Source organism: Caldicellulosiruptor kronotskyensis 2002, assembly GCF_000166775.1.
Classification (GTDB): Bacteria; Bacillota; Thermoanaerobacteria; order Caldicellulosiruptorales; family Caldicellulosiruptoraceae; genus Caldicellulosiruptor; species Caldicellulosiruptor kronotskyensis.
The window spans coordinates 653716-672322 of the sequence record NC_014720.1; the positions used below are offsets into that span (position 1 = coordinate 653716).

The 18607-nt window shown below is 35.9% G+C and carries 14 protein-coding genes and 1 pseudogene; 13 read left to right on the forward strand and 2 right to left on the reverse strand.

Translation table 11 applies throughout. The features are described from left to right. Positions 1-21 precede the first annotated feature (21 nt). From rpsF to CALKRO_RS02750, 9 genes are all read left to right on the forward strand, one after another. Positions 22-312: a 30S ribosomal protein S6 gene (rpsF, locus tag CALKRO_RS02710; protein WP_013429584.1), complete on the forward strand. Its 291-nt coding sequence runs from the start codon at positions 22-24 to the stop codon at positions 310-312. A gap of 15 nt (positions 313-327) precedes the next feature. Continuing rightward, on the forward strand, positions 328-816 hold the full coding sequence (locus CALKRO_RS02715; RefSeq protein ID WP_013429585.1) for a single-stranded DNA-binding protein: 489 nt from the start codon (positions 328-330) through the stop codon (positions 814-816). 82 nt (positions 817-898) lie between these two features. Next, the gene (rpsR, locus tag CALKRO_RS02720; RefSeq protein WP_035168561.1) at positions 899-1132 is read left to right on the forward strand and encodes a 30S ribosomal protein S18; all 234 of its coding nucleotides are present in this window, start codon (positions 899-901) and stop codon (positions 1130-1132) included. 176 nt (positions 1133-1308) lie between these two features. Continuing rightward, complete coding sequence (locus CALKRO_RS02725) at positions 1309-3843, forward strand: glycosyl hydrolase (protein WP_013429587.1); 2535 nt, start codon at positions 1309-1311, stop codon at positions 3841-3843. Positions 3844-4091: 248 nt separating this feature from the next. Continuing rightward, positions 4092-5057 (forward strand): ABC transporter permease, encoded by a 966-nt coding sequence (locus CALKRO_RS02730; protein ID WP_013429588.1) that lies wholly within the window; start codon positions 4092-4094, stop codon positions 5055-5057. 31 nt (positions 5058-5088) lie between these two features. After that, positions 5089-5967, forward strand: coding sequence for a carbohydrate ABC transporter permease (locus CALKRO_RS02735; RefSeq protein WP_013429589.1), 879 nt, complete (start codon positions 5089-5091; stop codon positions 5965-5967). A 92-nt stretch (positions 5968-6059) separates the two neighbouring features. Beyond that, complete coding sequence (locus tag CALKRO_RS02740; protein WP_013429590.1) at positions 6060-7628, forward strand: extracellular solute-binding protein; 1569 nt, start codon at positions 6060-6062, stop codon at positions 7626-7628. Between the two features lie 108 nt (positions 7629-7736). Beyond that, positions 7737-10334: an exo-rhamnogalacturonan lyase family protein gene (locus CALKRO_RS02745; RefSeq protein ID WP_013429591.1), complete on the forward strand. Its 2598-nt coding sequence runs from the start codon at positions 7737-7739 to the stop codon at positions 10332-10334. 39 nt (positions 10335-10373) lie between these two features. Then, on the forward strand, positions 10374-11366 hold the full coding sequence (locus CALKRO_RS02750; protein WP_237699118.1) for a sugar-binding domain-containing protein: 993 nt from the start codon (positions 10374-10376) through the stop codon (positions 11364-11366). A gap of 2 nt (positions 11367-11368) precedes the next feature. Here the strand turns inward: CALKRO_RS02750 and istB are convergent, their stop codons facing one another. Beyond that, positions 11369-12133, reverse strand: coding sequence for an IS21-like element ISCbe3 family helper ATPase IstB (gene istB / locus CALKRO_RS02755; RefSeq protein ID WP_013429592.1), 765 nt, complete (start codon positions 12131-12133; stop codon positions 11369-11371). A 20-nt stretch (positions 12134-12153) separates the two neighbouring features. Further along, entirely contained in the window at positions 12154-13356 is a 1203-nt protein-coding gene (istA, locus tag CALKRO_RS02760) for an IS21-like element ISCbe3 family transposase (protein ID WP_013429593.1), read from the reverse strand. A 99-nt stretch (positions 13357-13455) separates the two neighbouring features. Here istA and CALKRO_RS02765 point away from each other — a divergent pair. The 4 genes and pseudogenes from CALKRO_RS02765 to CALKRO_RS02780 form a co-directional block, all read left to right on the forward strand. Further along, positions 13456-14352, forward strand: a pseudogene (locus CALKRO_RS02765) (glycoside hydrolase family 2 TIM barrel-domain containing protein); the annotation flags it as partial. Between the two features lie 191 nt (positions 14353-14543). Then, positions 14544-15689: a 4Fe-4S binding protein gene (locus tag CALKRO_RS02770; RefSeq protein WP_013429594.1), complete on the forward strand. Its 1146-nt coding sequence runs from the start codon at positions 14544-14546 to the stop codon at positions 15687-15689. Between the two features lie 3 nt (positions 15690-15692). After that, the gene (locus CALKRO_RS02775) at positions 15693-17480 is read left to right on the forward strand and encodes an FAD-binding protein (RefSeq protein WP_013429595.1); all 1788 of its coding nucleotides are present in this window, start codon (positions 15693-15695) and stop codon (positions 17478-17480) included. Between the two features lie 13 nt (positions 17481-17493). Further along, positions 17494-18582: a zinc-binding dehydrogenase gene (locus CALKRO_RS02780; protein WP_013429596.1), complete on the forward strand. Its 1089-nt coding sequence runs from the start codon at positions 17494-17496 to the stop codon at positions 18580-18582. Positions 18583-18607 lie beyond the last annotated feature (25 nt).

The following is an 18607-nucleotide window of genomic DNA, read 5'->3' on the forward strand; positions in this document are numbered from 1 at the left end:
TCTATAAGGGAGGTGAAAGCTGTGGTTGAGAGAAAGTATGAAACAGTATTTATAATAAGCCCCACACTGGACGATGAGGCAAGAAATAGCCTTATCGAAAAGTTCAAAAACCTTATCTCAAGCAATGGACAGCTTTTAAATGTTGAAGAGTGGGGAAAAAGAAGGCTTGCTTACAAGATTGACAAGCACGCAGAAGGGTATTATGTGCTGATGCAATTTATAAGCAAGCCTGAGTTCCCACGCGAGCTTGAGAGGGTTTACAGAATTACAGATGGGGTTATCAGGTTCTTGATTGTAAAGCTTGAAAAATAAGAGGGGGCGGCTTTTTTGAATAAGGTTATTTTGATGGGTCGCTTAACTCGCGACCCTGAGTTTAGGCTTACTGCCAACAATACCCCCGTTGCAAACTTCACGCTTGCTGTCAACAGACGTTTTAAACGCGAAAATGACCAGGATGCAGATTTTATTCCTATTGTTGCATGGAGCAGGCTTGCCGAGTTTTCAAAAAACTATCTCAAAAAAGGAAGGCAAGTTGTGGTAATAGGAAGACTTCAGCTTCGCACGTGGGATGATGAGGCAAATAGACGTCACTATATCACTGAGGTTGTGGCGGAAGAGATTTATTTTGCAGAACCAAAACCTAAGGATGTACCTGTTGACAGCGAAGCAGAGGTAAAAGAAGACATTATTTTGCCTGACTTAGATGAAGAGGCAATTGAAAGCGAACTTGAAAACTTTTTTGAAGAGGATGTAAAGATTCCATCAAAAAACAACAATGACGTTGATGATGGTATTGAAGACGACCTGCCATTTTAGATAAAGAGGAAATTTAAGAAAAAAGGAGGGAAAAGGTTTGAACAACAATCAAAATCTGCAGCAAGCTCAAGCTACTCAAACAATGGAAAGAGTTAGCTCAAGACAGAAAAAGAAAAAGAGAGTATGTTCATTCTGTGTTGAGAGAATATATGAGATAGATTACAAAGATGTAAACAGGCTCAAGAAATTCCTTACAGAAAGAGGCAAAATAATGCCAAGAAGAACAACTGGCAACTGTGCAAGACATCAAAGACAGCTAACACGAGCTATCAAGCGCGCAAGAATCTTAGCACTTTTGCCGTTTATAGTTGAATAAGTTCCTTTTATAAAAAGAATATAAATAAACCTCCTTCTATAGTGATAAAATTAGAAGGAGGTTTTATTTTTGTGTGGTTTTATTTAATATTTATTGATATTTGAAATGTTTTTGTGTAAAATTTTTATTAAATAAAGCCAAAATCAATCTAATAAATGTGAAAGGGGAAGCATACAATGAATGAGAGTATAAAATTGAGTTCCCTTTTTGATGAAATCAACAATCCTCCAGCTACTGCCAGTATAATTCATTGGTGGATTTTTTCTGATGAGATGAACGAGAACAGAATAAATGTTGAGCTTGATTATATTTCAAATCTTGGCTTTAAGCAAGTATTAATTGCAGCAGGACACAATGTTTCGCCTAAATATTTATCACATGACTGGTTTGAAATAGTAAAATTTGCGGTTGTTCAAGCTAAAAAAAGAGGAATTAAAGTGTGGATTGCGGATGAAGGGACATATCCAAGTGGCTTTGCTGGCGAAACTTTTAATAAGAAATATCCTCACAAAAGGATGAAGGCTATTATTGTTGAAAAGGAATTTGTTATTGAAGATAATTTATGTAGAATTGAACCTCACTCTGGTACAATCGGGATTTTGGCCAAAGACATGAACCAAAATAAATACTTTGCTTTTGAAAAGCTTGAATTTAGTAGCGGATTTTTATACTTGCCCTATCATTCGACTTGGCAAATAAAAGTAATATCTTCAGCTTACAGGACATCTCCAACAAGATACGTTCACCATCCAACAGGTGCTAAAGATACTACATATTCGCTTTGTGATTATCTTGACTATGAAGCTGTCAAACTATTCATAAGTGAGGTATATGAAAAATACAAAGCTTATATAGGAGAAGAATTTGGAAAGACAATAATTGGATTTTTCGCTGACGAACCTGATTATTCTATTTCTGGACTACCATATACGGATAATATATTTGATATATTTTACAATGAAAAAGGATACGACGTTAAAAAGTACATACCGTATTTCTTTAAAGAGCAATTAGATGAAAAAATAAAAAGAGTAGAGGCAGATTACTGGGATGTATGGAGCAATATTTTTACAAATACTTTCTTTAAGCAGATCTACAAATGGTGTGAGGCAAATGGCCTCAAATTTGTAGTACATCTAAATCATGAAGATATGATAGAGCAGCTAATCAAATCTGAAGGACAGTTCTTTTCGCATATGAAGTATGTTCATATTCCAGCAATTGATGTTATTTGGAGACAAATATGGTATGACAAAAAAGCAATATTCCCTAAATACGCTTCTTCTGTTTCTCATATTAGAAATATTGCTCAAACCTTTTCAGAGAGTTTTGCAGTATATGGACGAGGTATATCAGTTGAGCAAATCAAATGGGTGGTTGATTACCAGTTTGCAATGGACATAAATCTATTTTTAACCTCAATCTTCAAGTATCTTTATGATCATCCGCAAAATTATTTTTTTCCGGAGGTAATCAAGTATATTAATACCATTTCATATCTTCTCTATGTAAGCACCCCTTGTACAAAGGTTCTGGTTTACTTTCCTACACCGGATCTTTGGGCAGGTGAAAATATATCTGCTTCAAAAGCAATTGAGATTGGCAATGCACTTTTAGAGAACCAGATTGATTTTGATTTTTTTGACCATTCTCTTTTAGAATATCTGGAAATTAAAAACCAGAGGATATATACTAACGATAGAAAAGAATACGACATTGTTATTCTTCCACCTATAAAGTATTTGCCGCAAGATCTGTTCAGATTTTTAAAGCTTTTCTCAAGCAAAGGAGGTAAGATTATTTTCTTCGAAAACTATCCTTTGTTTGTTTATAACAAAACCTTTACATCGTTTTTCCACTTTGTAGATAGAGAAATAGGTGTGGTTGTTGAAAGTATCGAGCAGCTTTCAAAAATGGTTGAAAAAGATATCACTGTTGTAGACAGCAAAGATGTTAGAGTTCTTCATAAAAGAATAGGTAACAGTCATCTGATTTTTCTCTTCAATGTTTCAGGTACTTCATTTTTGGGTAAGATAATATTAAAATTTTCTAAGAAAAATGTATATATATGGGATCCAATGCAGAATAAATTTTTAATGGTTTCAAATATCAAAAGCAATGGGAAAAACATACAATTAGAACTCTATATGCATCCATATCGGACTTTGGTTTTAATAGCAAGTGATGAGTATATAGATGGAATTCAAAAAATAGATTTGCTTGGAAGCTTACCGAGAACAGTCTCGGAATTAAACGATAACTGGGAAATTCATTTTGATAAAGATTTTGTTTTGTTTTCAGATTTAAAAGATTGGCAAAGCTTGGGCTTTGGTGACTATTCTGGCAGTGTAGTTTATAGAAAAATGTTTTCATTTTCTCATGTTGACTTTATTAAAAATAAACATCTTTTCCTCTATTGCCCCAATGTAAAGTATTTTGCAAAGGTTTGGTTAAATAAAAGATATCTTGGTGCAAGAGCTTATTCGCCGTTTATGTGGGATATAACAGAGGCATTGAAAATTGGTGAGAATGAACTTGTGATTGAAATTCAAAACACCCCTGCAGCAGCTCTACTTGGAACACAAGAAAAATTGGAAAAATTAAGAAAAGAGGCAGAGAAGAACTTTTATCTTTCTATTTCTCTAAAATTTGACATGGAAATGGTCCAATCAGGACTTCTACCTCCAGTTGCTATTGTTTCTTTAGAATGAATGTTTTAATACTCAATTTTTTATGCGAATCATCCTTTTTGGAAGAGAGGTGACTGCCTTTGGTTTTGTAAGTCTTTCCTTGTAGCAATATTTAGCTCACTTTAAAAGTTAAAAAATCTTTGTAGCTGTTCAAAAATAAAATAAAAAAATAGGTATTGACACAACAAAAACAAAGTATTAAAATAAAATTAAACCAAAAACAAAATTCAAATCTCCATATTAATACCGATAAAAATAATGGAAATCTGATGAAAAACAATATTATCAATGGACCAAAAAAGAAGGGAGAGAATGATTTAATGACAGCTACCACTTCTATATGGAAAAGACTGAAAAAAGACAAATGGCTGTATATCTTAGCTCTGCCTGGTATTTTGTACTTCATCATTTTTAGGTACATCCCAATGTTTGGTATAGTAGTCGCCTTTCAAGATTTTAATCCGTTTTTAGGGTTCTGGAAAAGTCCGTGGGTAGGTTTCGAACATTTTAAAACACTTTTCACCGACCCTGATTTTCCGATGCTGTTTAGAAATACACTATTAATTTCATTTTACAATATACTTTTCTATTTCCCTGTGCCAATTATTTTGGCGCTACTGATCAACGAGGTGCGAAATCAGGTTTATAAGAGAATTGTCCAGACGTGTGTTTATGTTCCTCACTTTGTATCAATGGTGGTCATAGCAAGTATTACATACGTGCTTCTCTCAAGTGAGACAGGGGTTATAAATAATATTCTGTATAGCTTAACAGGCAAAAAAATTGAATTTTTGACAGATCCAAGATGGTTCAGACCTCTTATAATAATTCAGAGCATATGGAAAGAAGCAGGATGGGGAACAATAATCTTCTTGGCAGCACTATCAAATGTTGACCCAACATTATATGAGGCTGCTATTGTGGATGGGGCAACGAGGTGGCAGCAGACGTGGCATATTACAATACCCTCAATTATGAGTACGGTAATCATACTTTTCATTTTGCGATTGGGACATCTTCTTGATACTGGCTTTGAACAGATATTTTTGATGAAAAATCCTATTAACAGGTCGGTAGCAGAAGTGTTTGACACATATGTTTATCAAGTAGGTGTTACCCAAGGAGCGTACAGTTACAGTACAGCGGTTGGTCTTTTTAAGTCTGTTGTTGGACTGATTTTGATTCAGGTTTCTAACTATCTGTCCAAGAAATTTACTGAAACTTCATTGTTCTAATCTTTATTCAAGAATTTGAGAGGTGTCAAAAATGAGACAGAATAAGACAGTAGCAAGTACTATTTTTGATGTTTTTAATCATATATTCCTTGGAATATGGGCAATAATAACCGTTTTACCTTTCCTATACGTCTTAGCTGCATCTTTTGCTCCAGATTCAGAAATAAAAACAAGGACATTCTTTATAATTCCTCATAATCCTACTCTTCTCACTTATAAATTTATTTTTGCTTCAAACTATTTTCTTCGTAGTATGCTCAATAGTGTGATTATCACAGTAGGAGGTACCTTGGTAAATCTGTTTTTCACATTTACAATGGCATATGCTCTTTCAAAAAAGCATTTTATAGGTAGAAGTATTGTTTTAAATGGTGTAATATTTACAATGCTTTTTGGTGGAGGAATGATTCCTACATATTTACTGGTAAAAAGTCTTGGCTTATTAAACTCCTACTGGGCACTGTGGTTGCCGGGGGCAATTAGTCCATTTAACTTCTTTGTTGTTAAAAACTTTTTCCAGGAAATGCCACAGGATTTAGAAGATGCAGCAAGAATTGACGGTTGTACAGAAGCTCAAGTGTTGTGGAAGATAATACTTCCTCTTTCAAAGCCTATTATTGCGACATTTGCTTTGTTCTATGGAGTGGGGCATTGGAATTCATGGTTTGGAGCACTTTTGTATATAAACGATGCTGAGAAATGGCCTGTGCAGCTAATTTTAAGGCAAATAGTAATGTTGTCAACCACGCTTGCTTCGGACCTAACACAATTTGATCCCAATTTCCAGCCTCCACAGGAGTCGCTAAAGATGGCGATAATTGTTGTGGCTACTCTGCCAATAATGCTTTTGTATCCATGGCTTCAGAAGTACTTCATAAAAGGTATGTTTATTGGTTCATTGAAGGAGTGATGTGAAGATGTAAAATGAAATGTTATAAACAAGAATATAAATCAAAATTCAAAAATTTTTTTCAAAAACAAAAAGCGGGAGGGAGTTAGTTTATGAGGAAAGTTAAGAAGATTTTGAGGTTATTTCTAGTTAGTATCTGTATTGCAGGTCTGTTGTTAACATCAATAGGAGTATTGGGTGCATCAAAATCAAAGTATTCGTTTAAACTCACAATTATGGCTCAGTATTTTGGGACAGAACCTGCGCCATCAAATAGTCCAGTAATTTTAAAAGCAGAAGAATATTTGAAAACAGATCTTGAGTTTACATGGGTACCTGCCGATGGTTACAATGACAAATTAAACATTATGTTAGCAAGTGGAAATCTTCCAATGGTAGTTTATGTACCAGGAAAAACTGCTTCTATAATTGGTGCATGTAAAGCAGGAGCATTCTGGGAACTTGGACCGTATATAAAGCAATATAAGAATTTAAAAGCAATCCCGGATATAGTTCTGTGGAACTCTTCCATTGATGGTAAAATATATGGTATTCCACGTTCAAGGACCTTGGGAAGAAATGGTATTGTTTATAGAAAAGACTGGGCTAAAAATGTTGGTATCACTAAGCTTGAAACTATCGATGATTTGTACAACATGTTAAAGAAGTTTACTTACAATGATCCAGATAAAAATGGAAAAAATGACACATATGGAATGATTGTTTGCAACTACAATGGACCATTCTATATTACTCTCACATGGTTTGGTGGTCCGAATGGATGGGGATTGAACAAAAACGGACAGTTGGTGCCAACTTTCTTGACAAATGCATATATAGAAAATTTGAAATTCTGGCGAAAGATGTATCAGGAAAAGCTGTTTAACCATGACTTCCCGAGTGTTCCAGGTGCAAGATGGGAGGATTATTACTCACAGGGTAAAGGTGGAGTAAAAATTGACGTTATAGACTCTGCAAACAGAATTTACAATGGCCTCAAGAACAACGGTATCATTCCAAAAGATGCAAAGGATACAGATATAATGGACATTGTTGTGTCTGTAAAAGGTAAATATGGTCTAAGAAATATGCCCACTTCTGGTTATTCGGGGTATCTGATGGTTTCAAAGACAAGTGTAAAAGATATGAATACATTCAAGAAAGTAATGTCGATATTAGATAAGTTTGGCGACAGAACAATGCAGGATCTGTTTGGTTATGGACTACCGAACAGACATTACAAACTTGTAGATGGTAAAATAGATCCTATTCCGAACTTGCCAGCAGATTTGTCAAGAGAAATAAGCGGACTTAACCAGGTTCTACATTTTTATCCTGCAAACGGTGGAACACCAAGATATATGACTCCACTTTTGCAGCTGCAGGCAGATATGCAAGCTTTGAATGAAAAGCTCAATATTCTTGTGCCAAATCCGACAGAAGCATTGATAGGTATGTCAGATACTTATATCAAACGCGGTGTCACACTTGATAATATGATAGAGGATGCGCGCGTTAAATATATTACTGGTCAGCTCAATGACCAGGGCTTTAAGAAAGTTCTTGATAACTGGAGAAGGCAGGGAGGAGACCAGATTATAAAAGAAGTAAATGCATTATATCGTAAATATAAAAAGAATATTCCTTACAAAGAAGACATATATAAGATTCTCAATCCTTAAGGACCTGTGGCTTAACAATTTTATTAAAAATAGAATCTCGTGCGAAATACTAGAATATTTCGCACGAGATTTTTTTTAAAACACTTATTGAATTTGGAGGCTTAAAAAATGCAAGAAATAAAGCTAAAATGGCTTGTCAAACCGCAGGTAGGCAATATTGGTGCAACGTTTTGTATTCCATGGAAAAAAGCTCAGCTCTGGAATACAGAAAATGTTATTGTCAGAAACAAGGATGGAAGTATTATTCCTACTCAAAACTGGGCACTTTCATACTGGGGTGATGGGTCGGTAAAGGTGAGTAGCCACGCTGCTTTCTTTGGCACCAATTTACCTGATGAGCTCTTTGCATGTATTGAAGAATCTACCGTAACAAAATTCGAAACAATGGTTGAAGTTTATGAAGGCAAAGATCATATTAGCGTTACAACAGGCAAGCTTGAGTGCAAAATTAGCAAGACCGGAGATAAAATTATTGAATATTTAAAAGTAGGACAAAAGATTATTTGCTCTAATCTCACGCAGATTCTTATTACAGAAAGAATTTCTAATTTTACAGGATATAAGACTAAAGTTGAAGAAGAATACATTCCTCAAATATTAGGTGCAAAAGTAGAGTCTCACGGACCTTTGAGATGTGTTATAAGGGTGTGGGGAAGACACTTGCGGAATACCAAGATGACATTTGATGGCTCTTTACTCAAACAAGGGTGGCTACCTTTTGAGCTGAGATTATATTTCTATGCAAATTCAGATAAAATTAAGATTGTTCATACATTTATTTACAACGGAAATCCTCATCAAGATTTTATAAAAGGATTGGGCTTAAAATTTGATCTTCCTTTGCACTCTCCTCTGTACAATAGATTTGTTAGATTTGGAGGGGACAGTGGACTTTTTTGTGAGTCACCAAAAAATTTGATAGATGTATACAGAAAAGAGAGATACAAAATAATGTTTCAAAATCAGGTTAATGGACAACCAGTAGATTTTGATATTGACGAGGACCACCATTATATTAGAGAAATTAACAATACTCCAGAGTGGGATGAATTTGTTCTTTTTCAAGATTCCTCAGAGCACTATGTTATTAAAAAACGTACATCTTGTCAGTGCAGTTTTGTAAAAGCAACAGAAGGCAGAAGATCTATGGGGTTTGCATATATTGGTGATGAGAATGGTGGGCTTGGAGTAGCTTTAAAGGATTTTTGGCAAAAATATCCTTCAGGATTTGAGGCAAAAGCTTTAACTTCTTCAGAGGCAAATTTAATAGTTTGGCTTTGGCCCCCTTATGCTGAAGTTATGGATTTGAGACACTATGATTTTGGTACATACACATCTTCTTCATATGAAGGGTTTGATGAGTATAGAAGTACTCCCTATGGTATAGCTAATACAAATGAGCTGTGGCTGTACTGTTTTGATTATGCTCCAACAAGTGAACAGCTTTTGGAATGTGCAAAAATGCAAGGATTTTCTCCTCTTCTTGTATGTAGCCCTGAAAGGTATAAAGAGACAGAGATATTTGGAGGATTAAATTTACCGGATAATAGCAACTCCAAGAAAGAAAAGATTGAAAGAATACTGACAGCTATTGTTGATTTTTATCTAAAGGAAGTTGAAAGAAGAAAGTGGTACGGTTTTTGGGACTATGGTGATTTTATGCATAGCTATGATATGGTAAGACACATGTGGAAATATGATATTGGTGGATATGCTTGGCAGAACACAGAGCTTGTGCCAAACATTTGGCTTTGGCTTATGTTTTTAAGAACAGGACGTTTTGATATATTTAAAATGGCTGAGGCAATGACAAGACATACATCAGAAGTAGATGTGTATCATCTTGGGGAATACAAGGGACTGGGTTCAAGGCACAATGTTGTTCATTGGGGATGTGGTTGCAAAGAAGTGAGAATTAGCATGGCATACCTTCACAGGTATTACTATTATCTTACTGCCGATGAAAGAATAGGGCAGCTTATGGATGATGTAAAAGATATTGACAAACAAATTATGCACATGGACCCTATGCGTGCGTATTTTACGAATGATCCTGAAAATAGAGTACACATAAGGGTTGGACCGGATGTTATGACCTTTTGCGCCAATTGGTTTGTAAGATGGGAAAGGCACCAGGAAGAAATTTACAAACAAAAGATAATAAAGATACTGGACTTTTTGAAGAAAAATCCAGCAGCATTTATTTCGGGTGGGGTATTTGACTATGATCCTGAAAAAACCCAGTTAAAACCTGTTGAATACACTGGTGGTTCAAATTTTGTATTTTGTTTTGGGAACACACTGGTTTGGCTTGAGATAGCCAAGAATTTTGAAGATAAAGAATTTGAAGAGTTGTGTGCTCAGCAGGGCCTTTTTTATACTGAATTTAAAGAAAACAAAGATGAGATTTTAAAAAGCTGGGGCGTTCCAAGCTTTGGATTTAAGTTGAACATGCTCAATATTGGGATGGCTGCCTTTGCTGCAATGAAAAAGAATATTCCTGAATTGAAAAAAGAAATATGGCAGATGTTTTTAGACCATAACAAAAATCCATGGCTAAAATTTATTTGTGATGGAGGTATAAATTTACAATTGGCAACTGTACCTGCGCCTGTTGTTGAGATTCCTTTTATTTCAACGAATATAGCTTCTCAATGGTCATTGAACGCATTGCTTGCGCTTGAATTTATTGGAGATGAGCTATGATAGAAGTAAAAAATACATAATAAGGAGGTTTTGTAAGCTATGCTTTATCCACGTGAGACAAGAACAAGAGAGATAAAAGACTTAAGCGGCATATGGAGGTTTAAAGTTGACAGGGAGAACAAAGGGTATGAACAGAGGTGGTTTGAAAAACCCCTTGAAGATGCTATTTTGATGCCTGTGCCGTCAAGCTACAATGACATAACCCAGGATGAGAGCATAAGAGATCACATAGGTGATGTGTGGTATGAAAGGACATTTTACATACCTGAAGGTTGGAAGGACAAAAGAATAGTTTTGAGAGTTGGAAGTGCTACTCATCACGCAAGAGTATTTTTAAATGGAGAGGAGATAGCCCAGAACAAAGGTGGATTTTTGCCTTTTGAAGTTGAGATTAATAAATTTGCCCAAATTGGCTGTGAGAATAGACTTACAATTGTTGTAAATAACATCTTGGACTGGAGCTGTCTTCCACCAGGGTTTATAAGGGAATACAATGACCCAATGCATCCAGAAGGGTATAAAACTCAGGAATATCTTTTTGACTTTTTCAACTATTCAGGTATTCACAGACCAGTTTTGCTCTACACCACTTCCAAAACATATATTGAGGATATTAAGATTGAAACCCAGATTGAGGGTCAAAAGGGTATAGTTTGTTTTAAGGTGGCTGTAAGTGGCGAAAAAAAGGATGAATGTCAGATAGCAGTAGCTTTGTATGACAAAGAGGGGAAGCAAATAGCAGAAATCGAAGGGCCAGAGGGTATGATAGAGGTTGAAGATGCGATATTTTGGGAGCCTTCAAATCCATATCTTTACAAACTAAATGTAACTTTAATACAGGATGGAAAGGCTATAGATGAATATTATCTTCCTGTGGGAATAAGGACTGTTGAGGTAAAAGGCAAAAGACTTTACCTAAATGGTAAGCCAGTGTATCTTAAAGGTTTGGCAAAGCATGAAGACAGTGATATAAGTGTAAATGTCAATATCAAAATGAACAAAAAATCGAAAATAAAAATGTACAAAAAATAAACTTAACTTTGCTGGTTTGTATTGCTAAAATATGCTGTTTTTGACTGTAACCTGTATGAAGGACCTTTTATAAAAATCACGTAAGAATGATGCAGTAGCCTATCTAAAATTGCATTTGCTATTGTCGCTCCACCAAATATCTCTCCCCATTCTGAGAATACAACATTAGTTGTTATTATTGTACTGCTCTTCTCATATCTGCTCGATATCAGCTGGAAAAATAAATTTGCTCCATCATTGTCTATTGGCAAATAACCTATCTCATCTATTATTAAAACTTTATATTTTGAAAAATGTTTAAGCCTGTATTCTAATCTGTTCTCTATCAGTGCTTTTTTTAGCTGAGCTATTAACTCTTGAAAATGTATAAAATACGTTGAATACCTTCGTTTTGCACACTCTATACCTATTGCTGTGGCTAGATGCGTTTTCCCTACCCCTGGTGTTCCGACAAATAGTATATTTTCATTACCTTCTAAAAATCTCAAACTCATTAAGTCCATTATCTGTTGCTTGTTTATACTTGGCTGAAATGAAAAATCAAAATCTTCTATACCTTTTATAAATGGGAAATTTGCCACCCTCACACATCCTAATATCGCCCTTTCTTCTTTGGCTTTTATCTCTAAATTACTAAGTTCATATAATGCATCTGTCATACTTTTTTCTCCGCTTGCCACTAAATCTAAGTATTTGTCAAGGTTATTCTTTATGTTGTGAAGACCTAACTCTTCTAAGTTGTTAAGTAGTTTCACATAGTTGCTCATTTTTAGATTTTCTCCTTTCTTTAGGTTTTCAACAGATTATCAAATTTCTTTAGGTTTTCCTCACATATCTTGTTAAGCTCTTCTCTTTGACCAACTCTCATTAGCATTAGCTGTTTGTAATCTTCATCGTGATAATTGATATTTTTTTCATCAATAACATGTATCCTTAACAGGTTTGTGTTATAATAAATATAAATTTTGTTTTCCACCTCCTTTACTTGGACTGTCTTTCCTATGTATTCGGGTGGAACAGAGTATTTACTTCCCTTGTAGTAAATCAGAGAGTCCTTTTGGACTTTAACTGACTTGTAGGAATTTAGGTAACTGTCTATTAACCTTTTGTCTGGCAAGGGTTGTAAATACTCTTTTTCTTTTTGAAACAGAAGAGCAGGTGGAACTTGAGTTGTTTGATTTGGCTGCATATTGACCTTTGCGTTTATCTCTTTTATTATCCTTACTAAGTCCTCTTCTGTTTCAAATTCACCCTGATATGGCAGTATCCAATCTATGAACTTGTTTGCTGCTTCAACTTTTCCTTTTGTGTACGAATGTCTTGGTTTGCACAGTTTCACTTCAAACCCAAAGTCTTTTGCAAAACTTTTAAATCTTGAATTTACTTTAATTTTCTCACCTGTTATATCAACAACTGCTGCTGTATTGTCAAATAAAATCTCTCTCGGTACTCCGCCTATATCTTTGAATATTCTTATTAGAGTTTCTATTAATTCTTCTTGAGTTTTTGTCCTGTTTATCTCAAAGCAGCAATATCTTGAATAACCTAATTTAAAATCAAGAACATTAATGATAAACTCCTCTCCATTTCTTGAGACAAGCTTTATATTCTCTTTCCAATCAACTTGCGCTTGCTCACCTGGATCTGTCTCAAATCTTGGGTGACCTTTTATTTTCTTCTCTGGCTTTAATCCTTTTTTCTTAACATACTTATTGAAGTTTGAATATGTTCCTATTGTCTCATCTTTTGATTTTAAATACTCATAAACACCCTTGACTGTAACTCCTTTGATAGCAAGCTTTGATTTTATCTCATCATAGTATTTGTCCAATTTACTTGGTTTATTTCTATTCTTAGGTTTTCCTTCATAACCCTCATAATATTTTTTAACTGTTCTTCTATCCATCCCATATATTCTTGCAAGTTCTGAAAAGTTAGGTTTCATTTTCATCGCCCTTATCATGTTTAAATGTGCTGTTAAGTTCTGCATTTGATATCCCTCCTCACTATGAGAAAGGATATCATATCAATGTACAATTTTGTACATCATTATATTCCACTTTCAGTACATTTTTATTTTATCATTAACAATATAAGGGGCAAGGGATACGATCCTGTGATAGCTGTGAAAGATTTCAACCTCCTAAAATGGATAGGAGCAAACTCATTCAGAACATCACATTATCCTTACGCAGAAGAGATTTTAAACTTGGCAGACGAGTATGGTTTTTTGGTAATTGACGAGGCACCAGCTGTTGGCATGAATTTCTTTAACAAAAACGAAAAAGTGTTTACCGCGGAGAGAGTAAACCAAAAGACATTAGAACATCACTTAGAAGTTATAAGACAACTTATTGCAAGGGATAAAAACCATCCAAGTGTGATTATGTGGAGTGTGGCAAATGAGGCTGCAACATATGAAGATGGGGCATATGAGTATTTCAAAACAGTAATAGATGAGGTAAGAAAGCTTGACCCGACAAGACCGGTGACGCTGGTTGAATCCTCTTTTCCAGATGAGACCAAAGTGGGAAGTCTTGTTGATGTTATATGTGTAAACAGGTACTATTCATGGTATTCTGATCCTGGCAGACTGGATTTGATAGAGTTCCAGCTTGAAAAGGAGCTGAAAAGGTGGTTTGAGCTTTATCAAAAACCAGTGATAATAACAGAGTATGGGGCAGATACAATTGCAGGATTTCATTCAAGTCCTCCAATGATGTTTTCTGAGGAATATCAGTGTGAGATGCTTGAAAGATATCATAGGGTGTTTGACAGGCTGGATTTTGTGATAGGCGAACACATATGGAACTTTGCAGACTTTGCAACAAAACAAGAGGTTCGAAGGATTATGGGCAACAGGAAAGGAATCTTTACAAGGCAAAGACAGCCAAAAGCCGCAGCTTTCTTGCTCAAAAAAAGATGGCAAAATTCAGAGCACAAAAGGCTGGAGGAAAATGTTTCAGAAGATAAAACACGTAATTAACAATAATTCATTGTGCTTAAAATTTTATTAAATCCACAACAAACAAAATAAAAACAAAAGAACAGATTGACTTTATCAAAAAGAAGTGATATAATCGTATTAAACACAAATAAATTTATATCCAAAATAAAAGGAGTGGTTTTTCCACTCCTTACTTTATTAAAGTCAAGTAGAGGAGGTACTTTACAAAAATGCCAAACCTATCAACGACGTATGCAAAACTTAATTTAAGAACACCTGTAATTGTTGCATCTGCTGGCATTACTGGAACTGTGGAGAGGCTTCAAAGATGCGAAGAAAACGGTGCTGGGGCTGTTGTGACAAAAAGTCTTTTTCAAAAGGAAATATGCAGAATTGCACCCACTCCACGGTTTAAAATAGTCAAGCATGAAAACACGTTTACGCTTTACTCATATGAACAGGCAAGCGAATTTAACCCTCAAGAGTATGCTGAATTTATATTCAAAGCAAAACAAAAGCTAAGCATTCCAGTTATTGCGAGTATAAACTGCTACACAGATGATGCATGGCTTGAGTATAGCAAGCTTATGGAGCAGGCAGGGGCTGATGCGATAGAGCTAAACCTTTCATGTCCTCACGGTGTGCATATAATGTCTGGTATGGATGTAATTGAAGAGATGGTCCACACAACAAAACTTGTCAAAAGCAATGTCAAAATACCCGTAATACCAAAAATGACTCCTCAATCTACAAATCCGGGATTTGATGCCTTAAGACTCGACAGTGCAGGTGCAGATGGACTTGTCATGTTTAATAGATTTACAGGGCTTGACATTGACATAGAAAAAGAAGCTCCCATTTTGCACGGTGGTTATGCAGGGCATGGTGGTCCGTGGGCAATTATGTATGGTTTGAGGTGGATAAGCGCTGTATCGCCAAAAGTAAAATGTAGTATCAGTGCGAGCGGCGGTGCCATGAATGGTGAAGATGTTGTCAAATACATATTGGCAGGTGCGTCGACTGTTCAAGTTTGCACAACTGTTATTTTGAATGGCTATGGGGTTATAAAAAAGATAAACAAGTATTTAGAAGAGTACATGGAGAGAAAAGGTTACAACACAATTGATGATTTTAAAGGAAAGGTGTGCAGTAGAATTCTTGACATGGATTCTGTTGACAGAACACACTGGGCTGTTGCAAGGATTGACAAAGAAAAATGCACATCTTGTGGCAAGTGCTTCACAGTTTGCATATATGATGCAATTGAAAAGGATGATGGAAAGTTTAAAGTAAATCAAAACTGCGATGGCTGCGGACTTTGTGCAGAACTGTGCCCAACCAAGGCAATTTCAATGGTAAGGAGAGGAGAAGAATAAAGGATGATTTACAAAACTGATATTTTAGTTGTGGGCGGCGGTGGGGCAGGTTTAAGAGCAGCTATTGCTGCATGTGAAAAAGCTTATGAAAATAAAAAAAGTGTGAAAGTGATACTTGCAGTAAAAGGAAGGTTGGGAAGCTGTGGCACAACAGCATTAGCATATTCTGATAGAATGGCATTTCACGTGACGTTACCTACTACAGAGCCCCCTGGGGAAGATAACTGGAAATATCATGCAAAAGATATCTATGAGATTGGCGGACTTGTATCTGATTATGACTTGGCTGAGATTTTAGCAAAAAACTCAGCAGATGCTTATTTTTACTTAGATAGTCTCGGTGTTCCGTTTGTAAAAGAAAATGGCGTACCCGTTCAATTTGTGACAGACGGCTCTATATATGCGCGTGCATGTTTTACAGGACCTGATACTGCTGTTCAAATAGAAAAGGCTTTGATTCGAAAGCTTGGTGAGATGAAGGATATTGAAGTTTTAGAAGATGTGATGATAAGTGATTTGATTGTTGTGAATAACAAAGTTTGCGGAGCAATTGGATTTAAAGAGAATCAAAATATCATAATACTTGCAAAAGCAGTTGTTTTAGCAACAGGTGGTGCAGGAAGTATTTATAAAAGCAATGTGTTTCCGCCGCGTATGACAGGTGATGGGTATGCAATGGCACTTCGTGCAGGAGCACAGCTTGTAAACATGGAGTTTATCCAGATAGGTCTTTCATCTCCCAAAACAAAACTTGCATGTTCGGGAAGTATAATGAGATGTGTTCCCAGGTTTGTAAATGAAAAAGGAGAAGAATTTTTGTTAAATTATCCTATCACATACAATGATGTATTTGAAAAAGGTGCAACTTGGCCGATAAGCTATGAGCATAAGACATGCCTAATAGACATTGCAGTATTCAGAGAAATTGCACGTGGTGGAAAGGTGTTTTTGGACTTTACTCAAAATCCCAAAGGATTTGAGTTTGAACATTTAAGAGAGGATTTAAAACAAAGGTATTATAAAGAGATTAAAAATCAGATTGGGAGCAGAAAAACTCCATATGAAAGACTCTGTGAAATAAATCCACAGACAGTTGAGTGGTTTTTGAAAAGGGGAATTGACCTTAGGAACCAAATGTTAGAAATTGCACCATCAATTCAGCATTTCCAGGGTGGTGTAAAAATTAGAGAAAAAGCAAATACAGCAATTAGTGGCTTGTATGCCTGTGGCGAATGTGCAGGCGGACAGCATGGAGCAAACAGACCAGGCGGAAATGCACTTTTGGATACTCAGGTTTTTGGGAAAATAGCAGGGGAGAGTAGCTTTGAATTTGCTTTGAATACTTCAATCGATGAAGAATCTATAGTTTGCCAAGCAAACCGCTTGTTTGAAAGCTATAAAAGCTATGTAGCTGAAGATGGCATTGATTTAGAAAAAGCCATCTCAGAATTAAATAGTGTTATGGACTTGTATGCAAGTGTTGTACGATATCAAGCTGGACTTCAAAAAGCACTTATGAAAATTGAGGAGTTGAAAACAAGAAAAGTCAAGCCTGTTGAGTATGAATATCTTTTAGAGCTAAAAAACATGCTTCTGTGTGCAGAAGCAATGGTAAAGAGCTGTATTTTAAGAGATGAAAGCAGAGGACCGCACTTGATGTTTGAAAATTACAGCGATTTATGGCCAAAGCCAAGAGATGAAAGATACAATGTATATCATGTATGCAGACTAAATAAAGAAACCAATCAAATTGAAGTCTTTCCAATGCAACCAGTAAAACCAAAAGCGTAGGGGGAAAACAAGAATGAAAGCTTATGCAATGGTTTTAGAAGAGTTCAACAAACCTTTGAAGATGAAAGAGTTTGAATTAGTGTCTCCAACTGACGGTAAGCTTTTGGTAAAGATAGAAGCAGCAGGTGTTTGTGGTTCTGATGTGCATATGTTCAAAGGGAATGACCCGCGCACAAAACTTCCAATGATTTTAGGGCATGAAGGTGTTGGACGTGTATATGCTATTTCAGGTCAGTGGCGTGATATAAATGGCGAAAAGATTCAAGAGGGGGATTTGATAATTTGGGACAGGGGTGTTGTGTGTGGCAAGTGCTACTTTTGTGCTGTCAAAAAAGAAAGCTATCTGTGTCCGCACAGATGGACATATGGGATAAGTGTTAGCTGCGAAGAGCCCCCGTATTTGAGAGGCTGCTATTCGGAGTACATTTATCTTCACAAAGACACAAAGATTTTAAAGATAAAAGAAGGCATTGAGCCAGAAGTTCTGGTTTCTGCCTCATGTTCTGGTGCAACGTGTGCTCATGCTTTTGACATTGTTTCGCCTGATTTTGGTGACAGTGTCCTAATTCAAGGGCCAGGTCCTATAGGGCTTTATGCAATCATTTTTGCAAAACTAAAAGGGGCGCGAAATATAATTGTGATTGGTGGTACAAAAGAAAGACTTAAGATGTGCAAAGAATTTGGGGCAACGCATGTACTTGATAGAAATTCAACTACACCTCAGCAAAGACAGGAAATAATAATGGATATCACAAATGGGCGTGGAGTCGATTTGGCAATTGAAGCTGTGGGACATCCATCAGCAGTAAGTGAGGGAATAAAACTTGTTCGAAATGGTGGAAGCTATCTTTCCCTTGGTTTTGGTGACCCAAACGGCAGCGTTACACTCGATTGTTACTATGATATTGTGAGAAAAAATTTAAGATATCAAGGGGTATGGGTCAGCGATACAAAACATTTGTATATGGCAGTAAATGTTGTGCTGCAGAACAGGGAACTTTTCAAAAAGATGATTACAAATGTTTATAAGCTAACTGATGCGACAAAAGCTCTTGAGGATATGGAAAACAAAAATACAATAAAATCTGTTCTAAAGCCTTGATTATAAATCAAAAGGGGTGGACAGT